Here is a 25,007-nt window from a genome sequence, read left to right on the forward strand (position 1 = left end):
AGGGGACAACCCAAACGCTCCCAACCCAAACTCCAATACAGTTACAACTCACAGCTAATAGTTGAACTCTGTTTAACGTATTTTGCAAATCCCAGAAGGAGTTCGGAATGAACAAAGGTGAATTGGTTGATGTAGTGGCCGAAAATGCTAGTGTCACGAAAAAACAGGCAGATGCCGTTTTGAGTGCAGCCTTGGAAGCAATCATGAAAGCTGTCTCCGACGGCGACAAGGTGACATTGGTCGGTTTTGGCTCGTTTGAGTCGCGGGAACGCAAGGCCCGTGAAGGTCGCAATCCCAAAACTGGCGACAAGATGGAAATCCCGGCAACTAAAGTTCCTGCATTTTCCGCAGGTAAGTTGTTCAAGGACAGAGTTGCACCGCCGAAAGAACCCAAAATTTAATTGGTGAACTGAGTCTTGATTAGACCTGTACACGGTGGGAATTTAGCTTGGGCAGCCGCATTGGCTGGCTGCCCTCCCTCTGCTATTCTCGATTTTTCTGCCAGTATCAGTCCTTTGGGCCCTCCTGAGTCTGCCCTGGCTGCGATTCAAGCTCATTTGAGCAGTCTCACGGCTTACCCAGATCCGGATTATGGAGAGCTCCGGACTGCTTTGGGTGAGGCATTGAATGTTGATCCGGATTGGATTTTGCCGGGGAATGGATCGGCGGAATTGTTGACTTGGGCGGCTTGGGATTTGTCGAAGCTGGAGGCGACTTATTTGGTGACTCCGGCTTTTGGCGATTACTGGCGAGCTCTTTCGGCTTTCGGCGCGCAGGTGCTCGATTGTCCTTTGGATCTGAAATCGTTGAACCCGGAGACGGGTAACGGGTTGGTAACGGATGATTTATCGGTTTCTAACGGTTCCCTTGTCTCTCCTTCTTTGGCTCTCCCGGTTCCTCTTCCTCTCGGTGCCGATCGAGCTTTGCTGCTAAACAACCCTCACAATCCTACGGGTTTGCTCTTCGGTAGGGAGGCGATTCGGCCTTATTTGGAGCAGTTGGGTATGGTGGTGGTGGATGAGGCCTTTATGGACTTTCTACCGCCAGCAGAGCAGCAAAGTTCGATCGCTCAAGTTGAGGAATTTCCGAATTTGGTGATTTTACGATCGCTCACCAAATTCTATTCTCTGCCGGGGCTGCGGATGGGATGTGCGATCGCCCATCCCGACATCCTGCGTCGCTGGCAGTTGCTGCGCGATCCTTGGCCTGTGAATGCCTTGGCTGCTGCTGCTGCTGCTGCTATGGTGCGAGATGCTGCTTTTGAGCGGCAAACTTGGGATTGGCTGCCTGTGGCTCGGCGAGAGCTGTTTGAGGGTTTGGCTGATTTACCCGGTTTGCGGCCAATGGCTGGGGCGGCTAATTTCTTGTTAGTTGAGTCGTCGGTGTCGGTGGCTGCAATTCAAAAAAGTCTGTTGCAACAACACCGGATTTTGATTCGAGATTGTTTGAGTTTTCCTGAGTTGGGCGATCGATTTTTCCGAGTCGCCGTGCGCGGGAGGGCGGACAATCTGCGATTGATTGCTGGACTTGCCGATGTCTGTTGTCAGTTGTGAATCCCCTGATGTTGCTGGGAGTGCGAGATGTTTCTTGCATTGCGAGAGAGATGCTCGCACTCTTATAAATTATTTGGAAGTAATAATATATTCTCGCTCGCGCTGTTGATTGATTTTTTGAACGAACCGCGAAGACGCGAAGGACACGAAGAAGGAGAAGAAGGAGAAGAAGGAGAAGAAGGAGAATAAAGAAATAGAAATATAAAGATTCGCTGGTATTTTTAAGCTTGCTATGACAAATGACAAATGACAAATGACAACTGACAACTGACAACTGACAACTGACCACTGACTATTTATGCTTGATTATGATTTAGTGATTATTGGTGGAACTGCGGCCGGACGTTATGCTGCTTTGACTGCAACTAATTTCCCGGCTCGCGTTGCTTTAGTGGAGCCGCTCAGTAATTCCCAAGAATTGCCCGCAGGAGGGGAAAAGTCGATCGCCCTGGGTTTGAAATACAACCAAACTTTGAGGGAGGCTGCTCGTTTTGCTCACCAGATTAGCCACCCACAGTTCGGACTTCGCCCAGATCTGGCTAATGCCGAAATGCCGATCGCATTGCAGTTTAACGGGGTTAAGAAGTGGGCTGACGGCGTTGTTTCTAATTTGTCAGAAATTGACGATCTTGGCGTTTTAGCTGCTCGCGGGGTTGATATTATTTTTGGTAATAGCGAGTTTGTTGCCAAACCGAATTTGGCTTTGATTGCGGGCGATCGGAAATTGCGATCGCGCTGTTATTTGCTAGCTTGTCCAACAATGCCTGCAATTCCCAATATTGAAGGACTTTCGTCTGTCGGCTTTTTTACTTCCGAAACAGTCGGGGAATTAGCAAAACTGCCAAAGTTGCCGAAAAGTTTGGCTGTAATCGGTGCAGATCCCAGCGGTGTCGAAGTGGCTCAGATTTTTTCTCGGCTGGGCGTTGCTGTGACTTTGGTGGTGAAAAGTTCGCAGATTTTGGCTAAAGAAGACCGCGAGGCTGCTGGTTTGGTGCAAGCTGGAATGGAAGCTGAAGGAGTGCGGATTCTGACTGCGACTGAGGTGACTCAAGCTAGGATGATTGACGGTAAAAAGTGGATTCAAGCTGGGCCAAGGGCGATCGAAGCTGAGGAGATTTTTCTCGCCGCTGGCCGCGGACACAATTTTGCATGGTTAAATCTGGAAGCTGCTAGGGTTAAATTTAACGATCGCAGGTTGATTTTAAATGAAAAGCTGCAAACAACTAATTCTCGAATTTACGCTTGTGGCGATGTTGCTGGCGGTTATTCGTTCCCTCATATCGCCAATTGCGAAGCTGCGGTGGCTGTGAAAAATGCTTTGTTTTTGCCGATGTTTCACATAGATTATCGCGGAATTCCTTGGGCAGTTTTTTCCGATCCGCAGTTGGCGAGAGTTGGCTTGACAGAAGCGCAAGCAAGGCGACGTTTTGGAGACGATCTGATTGTGGCTCGGGAATATTTCAAGAATGTTGAAAGAGCTCAAATGTCCGGGGAGACAACGGGTTTTTGTAAGATTGTCGGGCGGCGTGACGGGGAGATTTTGGGAGCGACTATTGTGGGCCCGCAAGCTGCGGAGTTGATTCATGCGATCGCCTTTGCTGTGCGTCACGGAATGAAGGTTGAGGCGATCGCCGAACTTCCTTATATTTGGTCGAGTTTTTCGGCAATTAACGGTCAAACTGCTGCTGTTTGGGAGTCGCAGCGTCTCCGCAGCAATACTTTTATGCAGAATTTATGGGAGAATTTGTTTCACTGGCGCAGGTATTGGAAAAGATAGTTTTGGGCATGGGGCATGGGGCATGGGGCATGGGGCATGGGGCATGGGGCATTGGGGTGCGGGTAGTCAGAAACCGGGTTTTTTGGGAGAATGCTTTGTTATGGCGTGCAAATTGGGAAAAAAACCCGGTTTCTGAATGATTAAACCGCAGAGGCCGCAGAGAGCGCAGAGGAAGAGAAGAGAGAAAAGCCCTTGATTTAGTGGCCGATTATGAATATGATAATCAATATCAAAACTTGAAATACAGTCTAGACACACTACTAACTACCCGAGGTTTGATTCATGGATTGCAAAACTGCTACTTTGGTTTACGAAACAGGAAATCCCCTGGAAAACATTCGCAAGATGTTTCCCGAAGCTTGGCAATTTTTGACAGCTCAGTCTGCTGCTTTTGTGGCTGGTAAAGATGATGCTTTTGATGCAGAGATTAAAAAGTCGATCCTCTCCGAGGGCTGCGCTAACGGCAAAACGCCTTTTGAGTTCAGAATTACTCACCGCGACGATACGGAACAATTGACAAAAGATATCTCTGAGTTGTTGGGCGATATCACTTCTCGCTTACTTTTGGAACAGCATTTTTCTCAAGTTGTCGGTCGTCCTATTTATTTCAGCACAATTTGCTGCTCCAGTCACCTGACAGCCGATCGCGAATTGACATTAGACGAAGTTTTGCCGATTCAGCGGGCTGCGGTTAAGTTGCAATAGTTAAGCTGTTGTTCTAATTATTGCGGGCGAGAGTGCAACGCTGGATTTGACGATCGCTGGTACAATGCGATCGCACGCCATTCTCGCCCCTGAAAGGTTTCTCGCCACTGGGCCAACTTGCAGCGCTGCTAAACCACCAGTTACAAATAATTCGCATCCAGCCCAACGCAGGTGTTTGTCTAAAACTGGCAAACCTTTAACTATTTCAATGGGATGAGTTTCTAGCATTTCCTCGAACAAAGGATCGGCTGTAATATCTAATTTAGTGCCAGTTGCCAGCCAAATGCGATCGACAAATAACATCTCCCCACCGCTACAATCCACAGTCCATCTGTTATTTTCCCACCGAACTCCAACAACTTCGCACTCTTCGTGAAATTTCAGCTTTTGGCTGTGAGACAACCTGCGTAACTGCGTCATGATTTCCGGTGTCATCGAGCCGCCATTGCGAGCTTCTTGAATAGCTTCCCAACGTTTATGACAATCAGCTTCAGCGGCGAATCCTTTCAGGTATTTTGGCCCCAACCAACCGGCTTCGGCATCAAATAGTTTTTCTTGGCAATAGCGCCGCGTCATTAACAAAACTTTTGCTCCTCTAGCAATTGCTCCTACTGCTAAATGTCCGCTAGTTAGCCCGCCACCGACAATTAATATTTGTTCTCCTGATAATTCTAAATTTCGTAAATCTACTTGGCTAGAGTGGCGAATTCTTTCGGCGGGATGCTGTGTTTTAATTTGATTTACCCAGCCTGGGAAATTCAGTTTTCCGCTACCTGTGGCGACAATTACTCGGCGGGCGATCGCACTTTTGCCATCTTCAAACCACAGCCGAAAACGGTCAGATTTCGGCTGAATGCGAGTTACTTTTGCTTTGATAACTCGATCGCCCAAATCCCACCGTTTAACTGTATTAGCGCAAAATTCCTCAAATAACCGACTTCCCGGCAAATCGTAGGGGGGAAACAATTCGGAAGAGCGATTTTCGGCAAACCTCCGCAATTCGTAAGGGTTGGGATCTGGGTGGTGCACTGCGGGCGATCGCAAATGCCCAATTTCTAAAGCTGCAAATTGCCTCCGCCACTGTGTCAGCCATTCGCCGCTCGGATCGAATGCTAAAAGTTTATCCCGCAGGCAGTTGCGTTTTTGCAAAATGTGTGCAGTTAGAGTCAGGGCGTGGGGCCCAGCGCCGATTAAAGCTAAATCAATTTGGGGCGGCGTGGCTGCTGATGTCGCTTGCATGGAGAATTGCTAATTTGCGAATGATAACAATTCTCATTATAGGTCGATCGAGCATTTCCGCTTGCAGGTTTCCAAATAGACTGTATTCCAAGCATTCGCTCTCAATTCTAGGAATTATCTGCGTTAATCAGTGTTAAGGAGCCTCATATCTGCGGTTGCTCTGTCGATCGAAGATTTACGCAACTCTAAGGCAGCGCCACAAACCTGTAATCATTGCCTTGGCGTTGAACCTGTACTAAAATCGCTTTGTTCCATCGATCGCCCGTTGGCAAAAACCTCACATCTTCACTCGCACCAGAGGTAACGAAATTCGGAGCCCTAAGTGCTTGTTGCAATCCTTCTCGCGTATTGCTGCGCTGCAAACCGCTCATAATAGCTTTAGTCGCGTCAAAACTCGTAGCGGTTCGCCAATTCACGGCACCTCCCCACTTTTGAATCGCATTCTTAGAAAATGGGTTGTTGGGATTAGTGTCAGGATGCCACGGAACGGACAAAACCAGCCCGTCAACGTCTTTGTTCCCCTCTTTTACCGTTTGAAAGGTGTACAGTGTCGTGCTGCCGTAGAGTGCTAATTTGCCAGCATTGAGGCGAGCTAGGTCGATCGCGCGATCGATGCGATCGATATGAGGTGCTAGCATTAACGCTTGTGCACCTTTGCTAACAGCATCAGCAATGCTAGCACTCGAATTAAAAGTTGGCGTTGAAAAGTCACAAACTGTAGGCACTACCTTGCCACCCAAAGCCGAAAACGACGAAACAAATTCATCCTTAAACGATACGTTATCAGGAGCTTGAGAATCATAACAGATAGCAACATTAGTTTTGCCAGCTTTCTTAACCATATATTCTGCTAAAGGAGCCGCCATCGATTGAATCGCGGGGACTGTCCGAAAAATATAGCTACCGAAAGCTGATAAATTGTTAGCAAAGCTAGTTGGTGTAACCATCACCAATTTTTTTTCTTGATAAATGGGAGCAGCAGCTAGAGAAGCATTGCTAGCATTGTGCCCGATGACTGCTAAAATTTTCTGATCCTTTACGAATTCGGTTGCAACTTCTTTGGCAAAATCTGGACTGTTGTCATCGTTGGCAATCAAAACTTGCAAACCCGCACCATTAATCCCTCCCCCAGCATTAACTTCCTCTTGAGCTTGGGCAACTCCTCGGAGCATTTCTTGGGCTACATTCGGGTTAGTGCCAATCGGAACGCTGACGGCTATTTGCAGAGAATTATCATTGTTGATTTTGGCATTATTTAAATAAATTAGAGTCTCTGGATCGTTGCGATTTTGTTGCAGCGATTCCCGAAAGTTTTTAACAGCTTCTTTGTAATTACCCTCAGCAAAAGCTTTGACACCTGCTTGTTTTCCTGCTGTTGTTTGCGATTGCATCAATATCTTATCTCCCCAACTGAGACGACTGTTACCAGAAACTAATCTAGGTGCAGTGCTGCCATTTAATATCTGTGGAATAAACGTGAATGCACCCCAGGCAATCAAAGGAAATGCAATAAAAACAATTGGGGGCGGGCCTTTCCTTTTTTGAGGTTGCTGATACATAATTAGTTCTCCTGCACTAGATTTTGTTTAGATACTTTGATTTCTGTCAGCATTTCCTGGCACAGTCTAATAAATCTGTTACTTACCAGCAAATACTCCCGCTTACAACCTGTAGAAATATCTACATATAGCCCTTCTCAGATAGGTGAGGTACGTTGTTGGGCTTTAGCCTCCTGAGTTTAAGCGGTTATATAAGCTGTCAGTCATACCTCATGTTTTTGAGAAAGGCTATATATTTGATTTAGCTCGACGAGCGCAATATTAGCTGCTAGGCTTTGGCGACATGAGTTTCTTCCTGTCCTAGGTTTATATGATGATTATGAATAAAAGCTTTTTTAAAGTCAATTCATAAAGTCATTGGATGGACTCATAAAAATCATATTATTAAGTTCATAAAAGTCATATTCGCCTAGGTTGGCTTCAATAACTCATCTCATGCCTGTTGTATTACCGCAATAAAACGTGTTTGTAGTGAGGACTTTAGTCCGCATCATCCGAGGACTAAAGTCCTCACTACGAACCAACTTTATTGGGAGCGTTCTTTTCGGACATGATAGAATTCTTCCACAATACTGTGTATGTGGCTCAAAACAGCAGTTGGGCGATCGCTCTTTCCGTACATAAATAAGATGCGCGGTTTGAAGTTTAAGAATTGTGTCAAATTTTCTATCATTGTAACAAAAGCAAATTGTCAAGTCCCTCAAATGAGTTGTCACCTAAACTCTTAGTAACAGCGAGGTGGAGGAATTATTGCCTTTCGCTAAATCTTCACTAAAATATGGCGTAAGATATGCAAGTTTTTCTTGATGTACTTTGCATATCTTACGCCAGAAGTCTTCAAAAACGGAGAGGGTGGGATTTGAACCCACGTTAGAGTCACCCCTAAAGTAGATTTCGAGTCTACCGCATTCAACCGCTCTGCCACCTCTCCAATAAACTTGGGATGCGAGCTAAAAGTATTTTACCGCACTATGCGCCACATTGTAAATCCTTACAGAAAAGAAGTTTGATTTTCTTCCGATTCCAGAGTCGTCTTAAATCCCCCTGCTGGCGTCCACTGAAGAGCTCCGTCGCGCCCTGTCCAGAAAATCTGGGTTTTGCTTTGGCGCAGTTGGGCGGCGGTTTCTGGGTCGATTTCGTCCGCAGATGCGATCGCCACTTGCGGCCGAACTGCACCCAATAACTCCGCTGTCAGGGTTTTTCCCGACCACCAAAGCACTTCTACCCGCTTCAATGTTCCCGTGGCTGCTAATCTCTTTGATAACATACTTTGCGCTTCTGGTGTCATTTCACCGACAAGCAACCAAGTACGCTCGCCCACCAGCAATTCTACCACCGGGATTTCGGCATCCACGAACTGCAACCGCGTCAAACCCAGATCAATTTTGCTGTCAGTTTCTAAAGGAAAGTAAACGCCTTGGCGAGATTGCACAGCCGTTATAAATTCCTGATTGCTGCCGCGGTTAATTTGTTTGGGAGCGTTGTTATCATAAAACGTTTTAATTGGCAAGCGTTGTAATAATTTTCCCCAACCGCCGCTCAAACCTAAATGACCGTGAGTGGCGATCGCAAAATTTACAGAATTAATTCCTTGCTGCTGCAAAAAAGGCAATACTGTAAACCTCACCGTATTTTCATCACCAGTATTAATTAGCGCCACTTTTCCCTTATCTTGAATCACTAAAACTGGTTCATCAGATGTCGTCGCCAGTAAAGTAACTTGAAACAAAGATGCTTGAACGTGCCAAGCTGGTAAAACTATGATACTAATTCCCGCCATCAGCGCCAGCGGTAAAATCCAAGCCGAAGAAATCCGCAACGCAAAAACTCGGCTTTTCCCTTTCTTCCCTCTCCCATTTCCTTGATTCTTGCCTTTTCCTAATTCCTGTTTCCCTCTCCTATCTTCCTGTTTCCCTTTTCCCTCGGACTTTTTCCTTCTATCCGTTACATCCGTTACATCCCGCACATTGCTCGTTGCCGAACTTCCCCCCAGCCAAACCCAGCAGATTAAACTGTAAAGCGCGATTAGCTGAAACACCGATACTTGACCGACAGCTACTGAATTACCGGGCAATTGCGAGAAATATTCGGCGATCGCAATTAACCCCTTTGCCGGATAGTCAAGCAATTGCGCTAACACACTCCCAGCCGGTGGAAAAATCAATCCAGCCAAGGCGCTAATCATCCCGCCAATACTCAAAATCCACAGTAAAGGAGCCGCAATAATATTGACTAAAATGCTGTAAGGTGATACCACACTAAAAACGTAAAGTAGCAGCGGTAGCACCCAAACTGAAGCGGCGATGGGAACCACCAGAATTGAAGCGATCGCAGGCGGCATCCAGTCGAACTTTGCCATCAGCGGCGGCGCTGTCACCACTAATCCCAAAGTTGCCAAAAAACTCAGTTGAAAACCTAAATCCCAAATCCACAAAGGATTAACTAGCAGTAAAATAGTAGCAGCGATTAACAGCAATCCCAAGGGCTTAACTTCGCGACTTAGTACCAAAGCAAATAGTGTACCAAATCCCATTAAAGCGGCGCGGCAGATTGAAGCTTCAAAGCCTGTTAATCCCACGAGCAAAAATAAAGCACCGACGCCAAAACCAAATTGTAATTGTTTGGAAAAACGCCTGGTTAAAGCTAAAACTAAACCCAAAACCATCGAAACTTGAGTACCCGAAGCTGCGATCGCGTGGGCCAATCCAGCCTGCACAAAAGAGTCGCGGATGTTGTAAGGTAAATCAACTGCTTGTTTGCCCAGGGCGATCGCACTAATCAACGGCCCTTCGGGAACACTCAACTGCGATACTTGCGATCGCACAATCCGCATCCGCATCGCTTGAATTGGCGACGGCTGCATCCCGGTTGACTCCCAGAAAGCACCCATTTTGGTGTTAAGTCGATTGACATCCGCGATCGCATTTTCTCTCTTCCAGTCAATCTGACGCCCTTTGAGTCCTGCAAAAGCCCCTTCTCTGGCTAAATATGCTTGAAAATCAAAACCCCCTGGATTTGACGGCGGCTGCGGTTTGTACAACGAGCCCACAACTGCGACTGTATTGTCGGCGTACAAGCCCGTTGCTTGCAGCAGCGGCACTGTAACGTAGAGTTTGCCGGATACTGGGCGGTTGACGACTACTCCTCCTTCGCCGCCGTTGATTTCGCTAACTGCATCCGTGTCCAGCCAAAATTGCGATCGACCCGATCGAGTTAATCGGGGCGTACTAGCCAGTCTACCGCGAACTGTCACCGCCACTTCTTGAGTGTTTCCGCCAACGGGAATCAGTTTGCTGATGTCATTCATTGCCGGTTGGGGCGATCGAATTGCAAAATAAATGCTAGCCAAAAATGCGATCGAACCCGCGACAGCCCACACACATTTTGCTCTCGGCAGCATCTCAAGCAAACTCAATTTTTCCCTCGTTTCTAAGGGTTCCTCCAGACCATTTTCTTTAGTTCTGCTGCGTCTTTTATTAGTGGTTTTGAAAGAGTTCCTTGTATGCTTTAACAACAATTTAGGCATGGCGACTGCGACCGCTATTCCTAAAGCAAATATCGCGTACCTACCCCAAGAAACTCCTGTAGAAATCAATCCCACAATGTAGGCAAGACAGAAAATGACACCCGTTACTTGATTCATAAAAACTATTGAATAAGTCATTAGTCATCAGTCAGAAGTGCGAGCGTCCCCGCTCGCGAACGTTATTAGTCATTGGCAATCGGTAATTGATTGTCAACTGTCAACGGAGAGGGCAGGCCCGCACCATCCACTGCGCCTACAACTGTCATCAGGCAGATTGAAATCAATAGAATCAATCATTCCTGCAATTTAATAACGTCCTGACTGTCTTGGTAGTTACTAAGATCGGCAATTTGTGCGATCGCAAATATAGTTTGTTTTACTTTTCCAAACCGCACAGATTAAGCTGAAAACCAGATATTTCCCTTTGATTATTGGTCTCCATTCCCCTAAATCCTCCTTAAAAATGGCAGTAGGAGTTGACTTTAAGCGCTCCAGTCCTGCTCCTGGTGTTAAGAGACACTTTGCGTCTCTTGTCCCCCCTTTTTTTAAGTGGGTTAGGGGGGATCGGAACTCATCTGAAGAACTACAGACTGATATTACCTTAAATAGACAGACCTAATTTTAAACCGAAAGCCGCGTGCAGCACCATAAGTGCCAGGGCAGTTGTGCCCAAATAAGCGTGAACCGCCCGCAGTGCCAGCTTATTGCCTCCAAAACCTGTCAGCGAAATCAGGCTACCAACAGCGAGCAAAACCAGCACTCCCGAACCAGTCCAAAAGTGCGGGCTTTCCATAACAGGCTTGTGCTGCATTACCAGCGACAGCAAGCCGCCTGTGTAGCCCAAAGCTAGAAACAGAAACATCCACGGTGCTAGCTTGCGGTGATCCGCTCGACTTTTGAGCGCGACATCCTTATCGGCGGCCAAACGTCCTTGCCATCCCGTATATCCAACGAAGCTACCCATGGCCACAACCACGATTCCCATCATTACAGGATGTCCCCAATGGGTAATTGGTTCGGGAATTCCGAGACTGCGAAATTGGCTGGCGATGGGTTCTAGAAGTTCGCTTAAATTTACCATTTGATTCTGACTCCAAGCTTGGGGATAAATATTTTGAGAAAAATTATTAAGATATTTTGACATTCCCCGCCCCAAAGGGCTAGGATTCTTCGTTCACAGGGAGATGCCTTGTAAAAGCAGTGCCTTTACTTGGTCTTACTCTCCCTCCCGAAGCAGTAACGGTATGCCCTACCGTCAAAATTCGTAAACCTTCATATAGAATATTCTTAGCAGCATTAATATCTCTATCATGGTTTTCCCCACATTTAGGACATTGCCAACTACGAATATCCAAACTCAAGCTATCCACGCGATTTAAACAGTTATTACAAGTCTTAGAACTTGGATAGAACCTATCTACTTCGATGTAGGTTTTTCCTGCCCACTGGGCTTTGTAGTTCAACATGGTGCAGAATTGTCCCCAACCAGCATCACTAATAGATTTAGCCAGTTTGTGGTTTTTCACCATGTTTCTAACTGCTAGATTCTCTACAACTATGACTTGGTTTTCGCCAACTAATTTACGACTTAGTTTGTGTAAAAAATCTTCGCGACACCGAACTATCTTCGCGTGAACTTTGGCCACTTTAACCCTAGCTTTGTTGCGGTTGCCAGACCCTTTAAGCTTATGACTTAATTGCTTTTGTCTCTTCGCTAATTTCTTTTCATACTTTCGATAGTATTTGGGATTCCCATGTTTGGTTCCATCGGATGTAACAGCATAGTGAGTTAGTCCCACGTCTATGCCAATGGCTTTTCCTTCTGTTGATTTCTCAGGTAAGTCTTTGCCGTTATCATAGAGGCAGGCCGCCAAGTATTCCCCCGATGGATTAACTGAAACCGTAACAGACTTTAGAGTACCCTCTGGTTGTCGTGAGACTTTACAACGAACATCACCAATCTTAGGCAGTTTCAATGTATCATCTTTTAATTCACAACAAGAGAGGAAATCTAATAGACTGTCTATTTTGTTTCTTTTTGAAGTTGGGATATTTAGCCCTACCCTCGAAGAAGTTCAGGAAAGCACTAGAAAGATTTAAAGCAGCTTGCTGAAGGACTTGTGATGGTGCTTCAGCCAACCACTCATACTCTTTCTTCATGGAGGGTAGAAGTTTGATTATTTCATTTCTGCTTAACCCCTTCCCCGTTTGCTTGTAAGTTTCAGACGTTAAGTTGAGGGCATAGTTATAGAACCATCTAGTACATCCAAACGACTTGGCAAGCAAAACTGATTGCTCACTTGTCGGATAGATTCTGTACTTGAAGGCTTTTAACATTTTTTTACCAAACCAGTGATACTATGGTAACACAGGACAGCCTAAATGCAAAGCCGTCTTAAAAGACGGGGTTTTAAGCCTATTTTTTTGATAAGATATTAGTAGCAACTGCGATCGCGCACTTCAAAAAACAGTTGACCGTTGACCGTTGACCGTTGACCGTTGACCGTTGACTGACTGATGACTGAGACTTGTGGTACAACAGCCAAACATCACGCAGAAGCTTAAATTCAGACAAAACTTAGCCGGCTAAAGCCGGCTGTGAGATTTTTTACAGCAGTGATGCTGTTTTAAGTTAATTTTGAGCCTTATCAGCTAAATCGAAAAGCAAAAATAAACGCAATTCGTCCGCATATCCACCCTGGGGCGGCTTTTCGCCCAATCTTCACAGCCTCATCCTCACTCTGGATGTTAAATTTTACCTGCCTGCTCATAGTTAATTTCAATGCCTTGACTTTTGAATGTCAAAGTGAGAAATTAACATCGCAGGCGACGAGCATTAGCACTTTTACTTTTGGCGAATCGCTCTTAAGACAGAATCAACTGCTGCCAAAAAACTAGAGGTTCCAAGTTAGACACTTTTTGCATAAAGTATACAGATACCTTTAAACCAGGAAAATCAGGCTGATGCCGGAGTTTTCTGTCTGTGGCACAATCTGAAATGAAACTTTCATGTCAGATGTTGCGGTATCTGTCAAAGCTTTTAACTGAATGTTAAAAGCACCATTGATATCGCGTCATATAGCATGACTGCTGTCGGCCCTGGCAGACTTCGATCGACTGACGGCTAAAATGAGTGTCTAAAAGCACCCTGAAATTCGCCTTGTCTATTGAGCTGCCATTGCTGTGCAACCTGTTCCTCTCAACTAACTCGTTGGGGATTTGGTTGCAGGTGGCAAACACCGACTTTCGCTGCCGCTTTCCTCGGAACCGTGCAATTGCTAAACTCGCTGCGCCGTCGCCAAAGTAGCTTCCGAAGGTTGGATTTGGTACTTTACGAGATTTGCCAGTTCTTGTAACTGACTAATCGCCTCTGCACCTTCTAGTTTCATCAGTTCGCGATCGTCCCGCATCTCAGTCCATGTGATACCGTAATCTGACACTAAAAATCGAATCAGATGGTTGTCCGTCAAACTGACCATAAATGAGGCACTGTTCATCTGACCCCCGCAAGTGTAGCAGGATGCCAGATAACCTCGACGCTCTAGCACGATCGCCAAAGCCTGGAGGTTCATGACCAAATCTTGGACGAATTTACGGTGTTGTTCTGCAAGTCTCAGAAACACAGTTTTTCTCCTATCACCACGCCGTATATTTTACACCCAATTTCATAATTTCTTAAGAATTGAGTATCTAGGTGCTGGTTCAGTATACGTTTAGTATGCTGAAAAAAAATCGAATTAGCGACCTCTTCAGCCTACCTTTACTAGATTAACCGAGTTGCGATCGCAACTAAGTATCAGCAGCGACATTAACCTCAAACACTATCTAATCCGAGACTCTGGCCCCGAAAAAACTTGTGCTGTGACGGCTGATTCAGCCCTCGAACAGCCCAAAGATACAAATAACTAATGATAGCAATGAAGTTAGTTAAGTATAGTAGTTCAATCGCCTTGGGGATACTCATCCCAAAGTGTCGTAGTCTGCCGCAAGCTCCGAAAATCGCCATTTCCCAAAATCAAATGGTCGAGCAGCGGAATCGACAAAAACTGCGCTCCAGCAAGCAACTGCCGTGTCAAAGCTATGTCCTCCGGGCTCGGCTCGACATTCCCCGAGGGGTGATTGTGCGAGATAATCGCCCGCGTTGCGCCAAGGCGGATCACTTCCCGAAAAATATCCCTCGGGTGAGCTAAAGTTTCGGTAGCTGTGCCGATCGTAATTACTTGAGTACCCAGCAGCCGATTTTTGACATCCAGCAGCACCACAGCAAAACGTTCCTGAGACTGCCACATCAAATCCTGACTGAGAGCATCCGCAGCAGCTTGTGGAGAGTCCACTACGGCCATATCTGGCGGCCGCGACTGAAACACTCGTTTTCCCAATTCCACCGCAGCCAAAATCGAAGTAGCCTTGGCTGGGCCAATCCCGTGAATCTGGGTCAACTCCTGGACGCTAATGCTCCGCAGTACACCCAGAGGATCGCGCTGGTGCAAGCTCAACTGATTTAAAATATACTGTCCGAGTCCGACAGCCGAAAGTTTGCCGGGGCCCTGACCAGTACCCAGTAGAATAGCAATCAATTCCGCAGTCGCTAAACTTTTCGGGCCGCCGGCCATCAGCCGTTCCCGCGGCCGTTCGCTACTCGGCAAATCCACAATTCTTAAGCTGTAAGTCATAGATGCACTGGCACCGCAAGCTCAACAATTAAATCATCTTAGCCGATGATCGTGCTTCTTGAAATCAGTACGATCGCCCAAAACAGCTAAATTATTAACCGAGGCTGTTGGCGCGTGCAAATCTAACGCAGCGTTTCGATTGTCGATCGAGTCTTTATCTCGATCGAGCCGATCAAAGCTACCTCTAACAGGTAAAATTGCTCGTAACTATGCTATTAAAGCACTCCCTCATTTATCGCCAAGAAGCGATCGGCCTAGATTCTTGCCATTCTATCGAGGTCAGCAGCGAAGAAACAGGCTGCGGCTGCTTAGGTGCTACCAAGCCAACCGATACAAACGAAGCGATCGTCAAAACGCCGTAAACAGCCACAGATAGCTTGCGAGTTGCCAGTCCCACCCATTGAGGATTTACCAAGCCCAGACAAAATGCTGGCGTTGAAAACATGAAAGTTAAAACAAACAAGCTGGACATCAGGCACCTCCTCCTTCGCCAACTGCACCGATCGATCACTTGTTTATCCAATTATCAGCTAAAAAATCCGCTGAAAACAGTTGCGATTGATGATTTATAACTTAAGGATTATTGCCGTTTCTCAAACAATAATCAAGCTGCTTAAATCTCATGCTTTAGCTAGTTGTTAAAAAATAAATGTCTTTTTATGTCGCCAGAAAATCTAGCTTAAAATAGAAACTAAATTCTTTACTCAAAATATGCAAGTCCGTTTTAACGTAGTCCGCCAAAATCAAAATGAGGCTCCCCGCGTACATACTTACACCCTAGACGTGGATGAGAGCAATACCATCCTAGACTGCCTCAACAGCATCAAGTGGGAACAAGACGGCACTTTAGCTTTTCGCAAAAATTGCCGCAATACAATTTGCGGCAGTTGTTCGATGCGAATTAACGGGCGTTCGGCTTTAGCTTGCAAAGAAAATGTCGGTAGCGAACTTGCGAGATTGCAAAAAATAGCTAATTCAAGTTCAGCACAACAGCCTGCCGATTTCATCCCAGAAATTACCGTCGCGCCCATGGGAAATATGCCGGTAATTAAAGATTTGGTGGTTGACATGACCAGTTTTTGGGACAACCTGGAAGCTGTTGAACCCTATGTCAGCACCGCCTCGCGAGCAATTCCCGAACGCGAATTTCTGCAAACTCCCGAAGAGCGATCGAAACTCGACCAAACTGGTAACTGCATCCTCTGCGGCGCGTGCTATTCTGAGTGCAACGCTCGGGAAGTCAACCCGGATTTTGTCGGCCCCCACGCCCTCGCCAAAGCTTACCGGACGATCGCCGATTCCCGCGACAGCGAAACCGAAAATCGGCTCGAAAAGTACAACGAAGGAACCGCAGGCGTCTGGGGCTGCACTCGCTGTTACTACTGCAACTCGGTTTGTCCGATGGAAGTGGCGCCGATGGATCAAATTGGTAAGATCAAACAGGAGATTCTCGATCGCAAAGACGACCAAGCCAGCCGATCGATCCGCCACCGCAAAGTCTTAATTAATCTCGTCAAAGAAGGTGGCTGGATAGACGAGCGCAAATTTGGCATCGAAGTAGTCGGAAACTACTTCCGCGACGTTCAAGGTTTGCTGAGTCTGGGCCCGTTGGGTTTAAGAATGCTCGCCCGCGGCAAATTCCCCTTGTCCTTTGAGCCTTCTGAAGGTACCGAAACCGTGCGAGATTTGATCGAATCGGTGCAAAATTTAGAAAAGTCGGCAGATTAGCGATCGGCTGTCATTTTCGGATAAATTAAAGATTGTGCGATCGGCACGGCGAGGGAAAAATAGGACTGATGGAAAGAAACCGGGTTTCTGGGCAAAATCTAAGATTCTCAACTATAGAGCTGCGAAGCAACCCGGTTTCTGGTCTCGATGTGCGTCCAATACTAAAAAAGTCATTGCCGGCTTGCACTCAAAAATCTCAACTCAAAACTCAAAAATTCAAACTTAGAAATGGCTGCTAAAACTCCTCCGTCTCCAACACCGCCAACTCCTGAATCCCCCAAAAAACCAGAACCTGCATTTGGTTGGAATGCCTACGCCGAACAAATCAACGGACGATTTGCAATGGTGGGATTCGTGGGACTTTTGCTGCTAGAGTTTTTCACCCGCCAGGATTTTTTTACCTGGCTGGGTCTCCGTTAAATTCATGTAAATCAATCCAGAATGAAAGTTGAAAAAATATCATTTTTTCGCTTTCCTTCTAATTTTAATAGATATTTACAATACAGTGTGTCGAATTATAGATGCAGTTTAAAAACATTGATAATTGCAGACAAACCGATGAATTTACAAAAGTTAATAGTAGTTGCTTGTAGTGCGATCGTCCTAAAATTATCAAGACACGGCAATGCCGTGTCCTGACTCCGAAGTTGCGTTCATATCATGTCCGGTCAATTACCATCACAAGAACAGTTTGTAGTGCGGACTTCAGTCCGCAGCATTTTGCAGTTTGTAGTGCGGACTTCAGTCCGCAGCATTTTGCAGTTTGTAGTGCGGACTACGAACTTATCTGATTGCGGTTAATCGATCGGATACGATATCAAACTAATTTCCAGTCACTTCACGGATAATCAAACTGTACTTACCTCTACCTTTTGGAGGTGGATCGTAAGCATTGACAACTACTCGGTAGCGACCGCTTGCAGACAAGGTAAGAGTTAGCTCAGAATTGGAATTTTGCTGCGTGACATCATCATTTTCTCCCAGTAGCTCGCCCTGGGAGTTGAGGACAGCCAGATAAGTATCAAACTCGCTACTTTCTACATTGACAACCACTTTCTGACCCTGAGTGCCTTCAAAGGTGTACTCATCGTACAAACTGCTGTCCGAGGGCAGTACCGAAGACTTAGAAGTTGTGAGTTCTCCCTTTTGCTCTAAAATGATTTTAGACGATCGCCCATCAGGACTTGGCGAAGGTTGTACAGTTGGGGTCTGAGTTGACGAGGGCTTTGGAGTTGGCGGCCCGGAAGGCGACGGGTTGGGGCTTGCTTGAGCTAAAACAGCCTTGCCCGCTTGACTCGCATTATGTACATTTTGAGGAAATTCTGCTGAAAGGATCGGGGAAATGCTGTTGGTAACTCCACCTAAATTTGACACTGGTACGGAGAGAGTCGGTTTCCCAGAAAAAATAGCTAGTAGAGCAATTGGCGCGATCGCCCAAAATCTAATTTGACCCATGAATTACCTCGATAGTCAGTTGACAGTTGACAGTTGACAGTTGACAGTTGACCTGTGGCAGTTGACCTGTGGCAGTTGTCAATAGTCAGTTGTTAGTTGTTAGTTATGAGAATGAAGAACGTTTTAACTGCCAATCACTAATCACCAATTACCAATTACCAACTTTTAGCGGATAGTTAGATTGTAACGACCCCGACCTGAAGCATCATAAGCATTGACAATCACGCGGTAGCGACCCGTAGCTGGCAAAGTAACGCTCAGAAACGCATTTTTGCTCGAATCGCTCGCATCGTCATTTTCTGCCACTAATTTGCCGTTAGGGTCAAAGATAGCCACATAGGGATCGAAATCTGTACTTTCCAGGGAAATGCTGACAGACTGACCCGATCGACCTTCAAAAGTATACTCGCGATACAGACTGTTATCAGAAGGCAATACCGGGCCACCTGCGACTAAAGCGCCTTCTTCTTGCAAAATCGCCCGAGAAGGTGCGCTAGGAGCACTCGCTTTCAGTTCTAACGTATAAGCCCCCAACTGCCTAGCTTCGTTGGAATTTGCCAGCAACGTGTAAGTGCCATCTGCTGGGAGCCTGACTGTAATTCGGGCGTTTTTATTGCCCGCTCCGTTATCATCTTGCGCGATTTCGCGCTCGTTGGGGCCGAGCAAAATTAAATAAGGGTCTATCTCTTGACTTTTCATTTCTATTGTGATTTGCTGTCCCGCTTTTCCCTCAAAGGAGTAGAGGTCAAAAAAGCTGTTGTCTGCGGGCAGAATGCTAGACTTGTCGGTAAGTTTGCCTGTGACGGCGGGCCCGTTTAACGCAACTTTTTGAGGTGATTTGTTGCCAAAGGGCGATCGCCTTTGAGCAACGCGGGGAGCTCGCCCTTCTCGCACCGCACTCAAGAAAGCTGGCACTTTGTCTATGACAATTGCAAAACCGATACCGATATTGCCTCCGCCCTGGCCGCGAGTAAAAATAGAAGTATTGACGCCAATTAATTCTCCAGAACTATTAAGTAGCGGGCCGCCGGAATTACCGGGATTGATGGCCGCGTCAGTTTGAATTAAGCCACGGGCTGCGTCGATGCGGCTGACAATTCCGACTGTAAAAGTACCTTGAAATCGACCGAAAGGATTGCCGATCGCAAATGCTTGTTGTCCGACTTTCACCGAACCGGCACGGGCTAAAGGAATTGTGGGCAAATTGTTTTGACCGCGAATCTTCACCACCGCTAAGTCTAAACCTTCTTCGCCGAATCCAACGACATCCGCGACCAGTTTTCTACCGTCTGACAAAATTATATTTACGGTACCGCCGGCAGAAACAACGTGAGCGTTGGTTAACACCATGCCGTCGGGGCTGATAATTGTGCCGCTACCGTTAGATTTAGCTGTATCGACGGTAACAACCGCCGGACTGGCTTTTTCGTATACCCGAATATTCGTTTGTTCTTCGGCATTTTCGGCGATCGGGCCTGTCCGAGGCACCGAGTTAAATTCCGCTAAATTTGCCTTCTGCTGTCCGGGGGGCACCTTAACAACCGCAGCAGCCCTGGCTGCAACCCCAACTATGAAAATTCCTGATACCGCTAAACTTAGAAGTTTGAAATTCATGATCGTGAATTAGTATTTTTTAACGATCGGCAGTTAGCAGTTAGGTGTTCGGGTCAACTGCTAACTATGACCTGTAATTATTTTAGGACTTGGAGAAGGGTATGGATAAATTAAAGCTTGAGATTGCTTTAAGATTTCGCCTGCTGCTGAGTTTTCGGTAAGTCGATCGACTTATAGGGCCAGAGTTTGGTTGCAAAACTAAGATAAGCCAGCAGTTTCGGCAATTCTCGAATCTTCTGGCGGGCGATCGACAATATACTTAAGATTAGCGTCCCGCACCACAGCATCCTCATCGCCATAGAAAAAAGACAGCAAAGCAAAACGCTCACCGCTAATCATCGCCGTCGCTTCGTGCAGCAAAGAACACGAAAAAATAATCGCCGTGCCAGAATCTCCTTTATAACCGTGCGGCGCGTACTCCGGAAACCGCAAAAATCCCCCCGTGTACTCCCCCACATTCAAATTCAAAGTCATCGCAAACCTGCGGTGTACCGTACCTTTGCTCGTATTGTCGCGGTGTGGATGAAAATAACCGCCACTTTGGGCATCGTAACAAGCTATTAAATACCGTTCAAACCGAGTAATTTTAAACTGGAAAGCTTTTTGTACTTCCGGTACCACCCTACGCAGAATAATCGCACTCAATTGTCGCTGCAAATTCGGGTTTTCAATAAATAAATCTCGACGTTTCTTGAAATTATCATCGTGAATGCCAACAGTTTTCCCGTCTATTTGCCTCATAAAACCTGAGGGAGTGCCGCCGTCAGCCTTGTATATATCGATCAAACTGCGACAAGATGCTTTGTCCAAAACGTTAGGAATTACCAACACCGGGGCGTGGCGAGTGGCGGCTCGGGCTTCCTCAATTGGGGGCAAAGTTTTCATAAAATCCAACACTTGCTGAGCGTGTTGGTGTGGCTCGCCAATGGGTAAAATGTTAATTACCTGAAGGTTTTCGTTGAGAACAAAAGTTTGGGGGGCATATTGAACTCCTCCAACTCCATTTTCTTCAACATTTTGGGAAACAGCGTACTGCTGGCTGAGTTTTTTGTCGAAATCCCAGAAAAAGATGAATGACGGAGCAATTAGTGTGGCTCTGTTTTGTTCTTTGTCTGCTGCATCAACGCTCACTCCGAACAGCGGTACTTGCAAAGTCTTGAATTCTTCTGAAAGCTCTTGAAAGTTTTTGAGGATAACTTGGATTTGTTCAAAAGCTGCGCTAGCAAAGAAAAACAGCACGACTCGTCGGCCGCCAACCGTCGAGAAATGAAATAAGGGGTTATTGCTCGAAGCAATCGAAAACCAAGGAGCCGGGTCTCCTATTTCCAGTAAGGGCATATTGATGATTTTAGATTTTAGATTTTAGATTTTAGACTATTGTACTTTGGGTTAGTTCCAGAATTTGTATTTTGTGCGATCGCAAAGATTTGTAGTGATGACCTTCGTCCGCAAATATGAGAAGGACTAAAGTCCTCACTACAAACCTCATAAGGATTATTTATAGGAATACTATTAAATATATTTCAAGATTGTTTTTATTAGCTTTTTTCACTACTTTAGTTATTTAAACATTCTAAGATCTGAGAATAAGTAGATGGGCATCAATAAACGCAACGTGAACAAACCTGACGGTCAACTGAGTACAGTTAGACCGCAGGCTTCTTTTTCCTTTTTTGCAAAGGCTTTTTTGAGTGACGGAGTTCCCCCGCCACTTTCGTGATTCAGACCAATTTTCTTGATAAGTTTGGCCGAATTTTCATCTCGATCCAAAGACTCGCCGCACTGACAAGAATGCCACCGCTGGGATAATTCTTTCGGAACTTTGTTGAGGCAATGCCAACAATGCTGGGAAGTTCCCTTCGGATCGACAAACAAAACGATTTTACCCAATTTCCAGGCGACATACTTGAGGACGTTGGCAAATTGACCGTGAGCAGCATCAAGTATTGATTTATTCAAGCCACTTTTAGCCGCTTGACCGTTTGGCAGATAAACCAGACTACCGTTTTCAATCTCAGTCTTGGGTTTGGCACATCTAGTTAGATTCTTGAGACTCAAATCTTCAACCACTAAAACATCGCATTTGCCAAACAACTCATGTGCTGTTTTGAATTGAAAATCAAGTCTCGCTAAGGCTACAAATTGATGCAGCTTAGAAATTTTGTCTTTGATAATTTTCCAAGGCTTAGAACCTTTAACTCTCGACGCTAGTTTCGCCTGAAGATGAGCTAATTTCTCGGCAGATTTCCTCAAGAACCTAGGATTTTCAATCCTTTCGCCATTAGAAAGGTAAGCGTAATTGGTAATTCCCAAGTCAATACCAAGAGTGTTTTCATCAGTCGGTTGAATTTCGGCAACCGTCACGGGAACCGTCTTATCTTCTAGCGTCAGGGCAATATACCACCCGTCTGCTCCTTTGATAACTGTCCCCGTCTTAACCGTGAATCCTGTAGGTATTGGACGATGGAATGCCATCGGTATTTGACCTATTTTGGCAAGGTTAATACAAATCCTATTTTGCTGATCCTTGATAATATCTAAATTATCTAATTGGGGATAAGTGAAAGATTTGTAGTAATGGAATCCTTTAAACCGAGGCTTGCCTCTACGATTGCCATTTTTGTCGGGCGTGGTGAAATTTGAGAAGGAAGTTTCCACTCGGTTGACCACATCCTGCAAAACTTGAGAATTCAAAACTTTGTAGTCAGGAAACAGCTTCTTAATGTTTTTTAGATCGGCTAACTGGATGGTTTGCCACTGCACATATCCGCCTTCAATGTTTGAAAAAACATCACCTTTCCTGGTTACAGGATTGCCTGACTCATCCTTCTTTCTGCCATCCCTAGTTTGCACTCTGGTCAAGGGAATATTTTGATAAATCTCGTCAACAGGTACTATGGATGCAGTTAAAGGGCAAGAGTTGACGGGTGTTCTCGTTGCTTCCCACCATATAAATCTTTCGCTCAATCGGTAGTTGTACTGACGGCGGCATAGTTCTAGGTGAGTCGCAATCGTTACCAATTGGGTTTTTGTGGGCTTGAGGCGGTATTTGTACGTCAGTTGCATAGAAACTTCCTTTTTTTTCGACCTGCTCACAGTTTTAGCACTTAGGAAGTACATTGAAAATCAAGACGCCCCCGAAGACTAATTCATCGTGGCTAAGCTTAATTGTCGGCTTCCGTTCCTCCATCCGACGAGCCTTTCATCCCTCCGGTAATTCATTCGGGGTACTTCGCTTAACGCTCAGATTCATCCCCTCTGAATATACCGAGGGACTTCTCGGCTGGCAGTTAATATTTGTCTCGATCGCGCGAGAAATGTTTAGTTTAACCCACCTACTTATCTTTGTCTATTTGTCGAAATTGGGGGAACTATCCGGTTGGTCTTCCGGGTATTCTACGGGGCGATACTCCACGTAGTCTGATGGCGGTGCTTCTATCTCGCGGTTGCCGGGGCGAGACCTTGATGCTTCGGAAGGCCGGGGTTTTTTGGTTCTCGGCGGCGCGTCAGAACTGCGGTTTTCCGAAGTTGGGGGGCGGTTGCGGCTGCTGCGGGCCGGTCTTTCTTCGGGGTTGTCTGAAACGTCCCAGTTGTCAGAGCCTTGGGCGGGCGGGGCTTCTGGGCGCGCCGGACGTTTGCGCGAGGGAGGGCGATCGATCGACTCCCGAGATGCGTTCGCGCTACCGTTGCGATTCGACGAGGGACGGCGGCGGGGCTCATCGTCGTAGACTTCCCGCGAGGAACGATTTTCTTGACTGCCTCTAATCCGGGGACGCTGCGGGTAGTCTTCCTCTGGTTCTATCTGGTCGAAGTCGTTATCGTAGCCATCGTAAGCGTAGGCGTTGCTGACTGGTCGCTCTTCATCTACGTATTGGGAGCGACTTTTAGCTTGGGCTGTGGTCGCTCCCCGCAGTTTGATGCTTTCGGCTGCAAAAAATATGGCGGAACCTGCAAGTAAAAATTGACCGAATGCCAGAATTGGGTCAAGCCGCCATCCTTGAAATAACAGAATACCGCCACAGAGCAAGCCCACGGCTGCAAAAAAAATATCGTGGTCTCGGGCTAGTTTGGGACGCCACGATCGCAGAAAGTACAGTCCTGCCCCTGCTACTGCTAGGATGATCCCTAACAGGCTGCTCAAGTTCAATCCTAAATTGACCATTAGCCTATCTCCTATCTCTTTCCTATGTTAGCGAGTTAGATTTTACATCTATCAATAAGTCTGTCAGTCTGTTATCCCGACTGTGGTTTCACAGGGCAGCATCCGGTGAAGCTTTCAGAACAGGGAAGCGCACCTTATAGTTATGAGTTTAACGGGAAAAAACCTCAGCTTGGCCGTCAACCGAAGGTTTTGCCTTCACAGTTGCTGGTAGCCGAGGTTTCACAAGCCGGAAAATGCCCGACGTGCAGCCGAATATTGACTTACAGCGCCTGACTTAAGTCCCGCCGACTTTTTAGGTGCGCTTGATTTTGTCTTTTTGGCTGATAAAGATCAGGGCGATGGTTGCTGGAATGACTACCAGCGAAACGCCGACCAGCAGGCTGTACAAAAAGTTCGCGAGTGAAGGAGTCATAAATTCAAGACCTTTGTTACAACAATTTGATTTTTATTAATTTTATCAGCAGTCAGTTCTCAGGGAGAAGTTCGGCAACGGATTTTGCAATGGATGTGGTGCTACCAGCAATATTTTTACCCTGAAAAACTCTAAACCTCTCAGCCTCAAACCCTCTAACTCTTTCCATCCGAAGGTATAAGGCCGGAATAATTCTGCCGATCGTGTTCGATCGCACCTGTGAAACGGTTAAAATTATGAAAGGCTGACTTCACAAAACTTAAGATTTTCGAGATAAGACCCATGACTGGTATTACCGTTGCAAGTTGGATTCTGGGCTCTGTTCTAGTATTGATGACTTTGCTATTTATTTTTCGGATCGTTCTGACTTGGTATCCCGAGGTGAATCTGAGTCGTTTACCGTTGAGTTTGATTGCTTGGCCGACGGAACCTTTTTTAGCCGTAACTAGAAAGATTGTACCGCCGATCGGCGGAGTGGACATTACGCCGATTATCTGGGTGGGCATCTGTAGCTTGCTGCGAGAAATGATGCTCGGCCAGCAAGGCATCCTGACGATGATGATGTAAAATTTATTACTCACATCAAGGTACGTTGTTGCGCTTC

At 46.2% G+C, this 25,007-nt stretch carries 24 protein-coding genes and 1 tRNA gene; 9 read left to right on the forward strand and 16 right to left on the reverse strand.

The annotated features are described in order from the left end of the window. Positions 1-107 precede the first annotated feature (107 nt). From QZW82_RS13575 to QZW82_RS13590, 4 genes are all read left to right on the forward strand, one after another. Positions 108-401 (forward strand): HU family DNA-binding protein, encoded by a 294-nt coding sequence (locus QZW82_RS13575; protein ID WP_293148925.1) that lies wholly within the window; start codon positions 108-110, stop codon positions 399-401. Positions 402-416: 15 nt separating this feature from the next. After that, on the forward strand, positions 417-1,553 hold the full coding sequence (gene cobD, locus QZW82_RS13580) for a threonine-phosphate decarboxylase CobD (protein ID WP_293148927.1): 1,137 nt from the start codon (positions 417-419) through the stop codon (positions 1,551-1,553). A 298-nt stretch (positions 1,554-1,851) separates the two neighbouring features. Continuing rightward, on the forward strand, positions 1,852-3,330 hold the full coding sequence (locus QZW82_RS13585) for an NAD(P)/FAD-dependent oxidoreductase (RefSeq protein WP_293148929.1): 1,479 nt from the start codon (positions 1,852-1,854) through the stop codon (positions 3,328-3,330). 282 nt (positions 3,331-3,612) lie between these two features. Further along, positions 3,613-4,035, forward strand: coding sequence for a hypothetical protein (locus QZW82_RS13590; RefSeq protein WP_293148931.1), 423 nt, complete (start codon positions 3,613-3,615; stop codon positions 4,033-4,035). Here QZW82_RS13590 and QZW82_RS13595 read toward each other — a convergent pair whose 3' ends face one another. The 8 genes from QZW82_RS13595 to QZW82_RS13625 all read right to left on the reverse strand — a co-directional run bounded on the left by QZW82_RS13595 (position 4,036) and on the right by QZW82_RS13625 (position 13,982). Continuing rightward, positions 4,036-5,274 (reverse strand): FAD/NAD(P)-binding protein, encoded by a 1,239-nt coding sequence (locus QZW82_RS13595; RefSeq protein ID WP_293148933.1) that lies wholly within the window; start codon positions 5,272-5,274, stop codon positions 4,036-4,038. Between the two features lie 185 nt (positions 5,275-5,459). Beyond that, entirely contained in the window at positions 5,460-6,833 is a 1,374-nt protein-coding gene (locus QZW82_RS13600; protein WP_293148935.1) for an ABC transporter substrate-binding protein, read from the reverse strand. 844 nt (positions 6,834-7,677) lie between these two features. Further along, positions 7,678-7,764: transfer RNA gene (locus QZW82_RS13605), tRNA-Ser, on the reverse strand. Positions 7,765-7,824: 60 nt separating this feature from the next. Beyond that, a complete protein-coding gene (locus QZW82_RS13610; protein ID WP_293148937.1) occupies positions 7,825-10,476 on the reverse strand; it encodes a ComEC/Rec2 family competence protein in 2,652 nt (883 codons plus the stop codon). 484 nt (positions 10,477-10,960) lie between these two features. Then, positions 10,961-11,440 (reverse strand): DUF4079 domain-containing protein, encoded by a 480-nt coding sequence (locus tag QZW82_RS13615; RefSeq protein ID WP_293149068.1) that lies wholly within the window; start codon positions 11,438-11,440, stop codon positions 10,961-10,963. 79 nt (positions 11,441-11,519) lie between these two features. Next, positions 11,520-12,335: an RNA-guided endonuclease TnpB family protein gene (locus tag QZW82_RS13620; RefSeq protein WP_366665020.1), complete on the reverse strand. Its 816-nt coding sequence runs from the start codon at positions 12,333-12,335 to the stop codon at positions 11,520-11,522. 16 nt (positions 12,336-12,351) lie between these two features. Continuing rightward, complete coding sequence (locus QZW82_RS32255) at positions 12,352-12,696, reverse strand: helix-turn-helix domain-containing protein (RefSeq protein ID WP_363318779.1); 345 nt, start codon at positions 12,694-12,696, stop codon at positions 12,352-12,354. Positions 12,697-13,637: 941 nt separating this feature from the next. Beyond that, positions 13,638-13,982 (reverse strand): DUF1815 family protein, encoded by a 345-nt coding sequence (locus tag QZW82_RS13625; protein WP_293148941.1) that lies wholly within the window; start codon positions 13,980-13,982, stop codon positions 13,638-13,640. A gap of 154 nt (positions 13,983-14,136) precedes the next feature. Between QZW82_RS13625 and QZW82_RS13630 the strand changes: the two genes are divergently transcribed. Further along, on the forward strand, positions 14,137-14,268 hold the full coding sequence (locus QZW82_RS13630) for a hypothetical protein (RefSeq protein WP_293148943.1): 132 nt from the start codon (positions 14,137-14,139) through the stop codon (positions 14,266-14,268). 32 nt (positions 14,269-14,300) lie between these two features. Here QZW82_RS13630 and radC read toward each other — a convergent pair whose 3' ends face one another. Beyond that, positions 14,301-15,032, reverse strand: coding sequence for a DNA repair protein RadC (gene radC, locus QZW82_RS13635; RefSeq protein WP_293148944.1), 732 nt, complete (start codon positions 15,030-15,032; stop codon positions 14,301-14,303). Positions 15,033-15,264: 232 nt separating this feature from the next. Beyond that, positions 15,265-15,504 (reverse strand): hypothetical protein, encoded by a 240-nt coding sequence (locus QZW82_RS13640; RefSeq protein WP_293148946.1) that lies wholly within the window; start codon positions 15,502-15,504, stop codon positions 15,265-15,267. Between the two features lie 239 nt (positions 15,505-15,743). Between QZW82_RS13640 and QZW82_RS13645 the strand changes: the two genes are divergently transcribed. The 3 genes from QZW82_RS13645 (at position 15,744) to QZW82_RS13655 (ending at position 17,561) form a co-directional block, all read left to right on the forward strand. Beyond that, complete coding sequence (locus QZW82_RS13645) at positions 15,744-16,760, forward strand: succinate dehydrogenase/fumarate reductase iron-sulfur subunit (RefSeq protein ID WP_293148948.1); 1,017 nt, start codon at positions 15,744-15,746, stop codon at positions 16,758-16,760. A gap of 228 nt (positions 16,761-16,988) precedes the next feature. Next, positions 16,989-17,180, forward strand: coding sequence for a chlorophyll a/b-binding protein (locus QZW82_RS13650; RefSeq protein ID WP_293148950.1), 192 nt, complete (start codon positions 16,989-16,991; stop codon positions 17,178-17,180). Positions 17,181-17,420: 240 nt separating this feature from the next. Continuing rightward, on the forward strand, positions 17,421-17,561 hold the full coding sequence (locus tag QZW82_RS13655; protein WP_293148952.1) for a hypothetical protein: 141 nt from the start codon (positions 17,421-17,423) through the stop codon (positions 17,559-17,561). A gap of 21 nt (positions 17,562-17,582) precedes the next feature. Here QZW82_RS13655 and QZW82_RS13660 read toward each other — a convergent pair whose 3' ends face one another. The 6 genes from QZW82_RS13660 to QZW82_RS13685 all read right to left on the reverse strand — a co-directional run bounded on the left by QZW82_RS13660 (position 17,583) and on the right by QZW82_RS13685 (position 24,403). Continuing rightward, on the reverse strand, positions 17,583-18,215 hold the full coding sequence (locus tag QZW82_RS13660; protein WP_293148954.1) for a pre-peptidase C-terminal domain-containing protein: 633 nt from the start codon (positions 18,213-18,215) through the stop codon (positions 17,583-17,585). A 165-nt stretch (positions 18,216-18,380) separates the two neighbouring features. After that, a complete protein-coding gene (locus QZW82_RS13665; RefSeq protein WP_293148956.1) occupies positions 18,381-19,829 on the reverse strand; it encodes a trypsin-like peptidase domain-containing protein in 1,449 nt (482 codons plus the stop codon). Positions 19,830-20,027: 198 nt separating this feature from the next. After that, a complete protein-coding gene (locus tag QZW82_RS13670; RefSeq protein ID WP_293148958.1) occupies positions 20,028-21,167 on the reverse strand; it encodes a redoxin domain-containing protein in 1,140 nt (379 codons plus the stop codon). A 294-nt stretch (positions 21,168-21,461) separates the two neighbouring features. Beyond that, positions 21,462-22,895 carry a transposase gene (locus QZW82_RS13675; RefSeq protein ID WP_293148959.1) on the reverse strand — a complete coding sequence of 478 codons (1,434 nt, stop codon included), beginning with the start codon at positions 22,893-22,895 and terminating at the stop codon, positions 21,462-21,464. Positions 22,896-23,178: 283 nt separating this feature from the next. Next, the gene (locus tag QZW82_RS13680) at positions 23,179-23,991 is read right to left on the reverse strand and encodes a Ycf66 family protein (RefSeq protein WP_293148961.1); all 813 of its coding nucleotides are present in this window, start codon (positions 23,989-23,991) and stop codon (positions 23,179-23,181) included. A gap of 292 nt (positions 23,992-24,283) precedes the next feature. Next, the gene (locus tag QZW82_RS13685) at positions 24,284-24,403 is read right to left on the reverse strand and encodes a photosystem II reaction center X protein (protein WP_293148964.1); all 120 of its coding nucleotides are present in this window, start codon (positions 24,401-24,403) and stop codon (positions 24,284-24,286) included. A 282-nt stretch (positions 24,404-24,685) separates the two neighbouring features. Here QZW82_RS13685 and QZW82_RS13690 point away from each other — a divergent pair, with 282 nt between their 5' ends. Beyond that, entirely contained in the window at positions 24,686-24,970 is a 285-nt protein-coding gene (locus QZW82_RS13690; protein ID WP_293148966.1) for a YggT family protein, read from the forward strand. Positions 24,971-25,007: the final 37 nt, after the last annotated feature.

Source organism: Microcoleus sp. bin48.metabat.b7b8b9.023, assembly GCF_013299185.1.
Taxonomy (GTDB): Bacteria; Cyanobacteriota; Cyanobacteriia; order Cyanobacteriales; family Microcoleaceae; genus Microcoleus.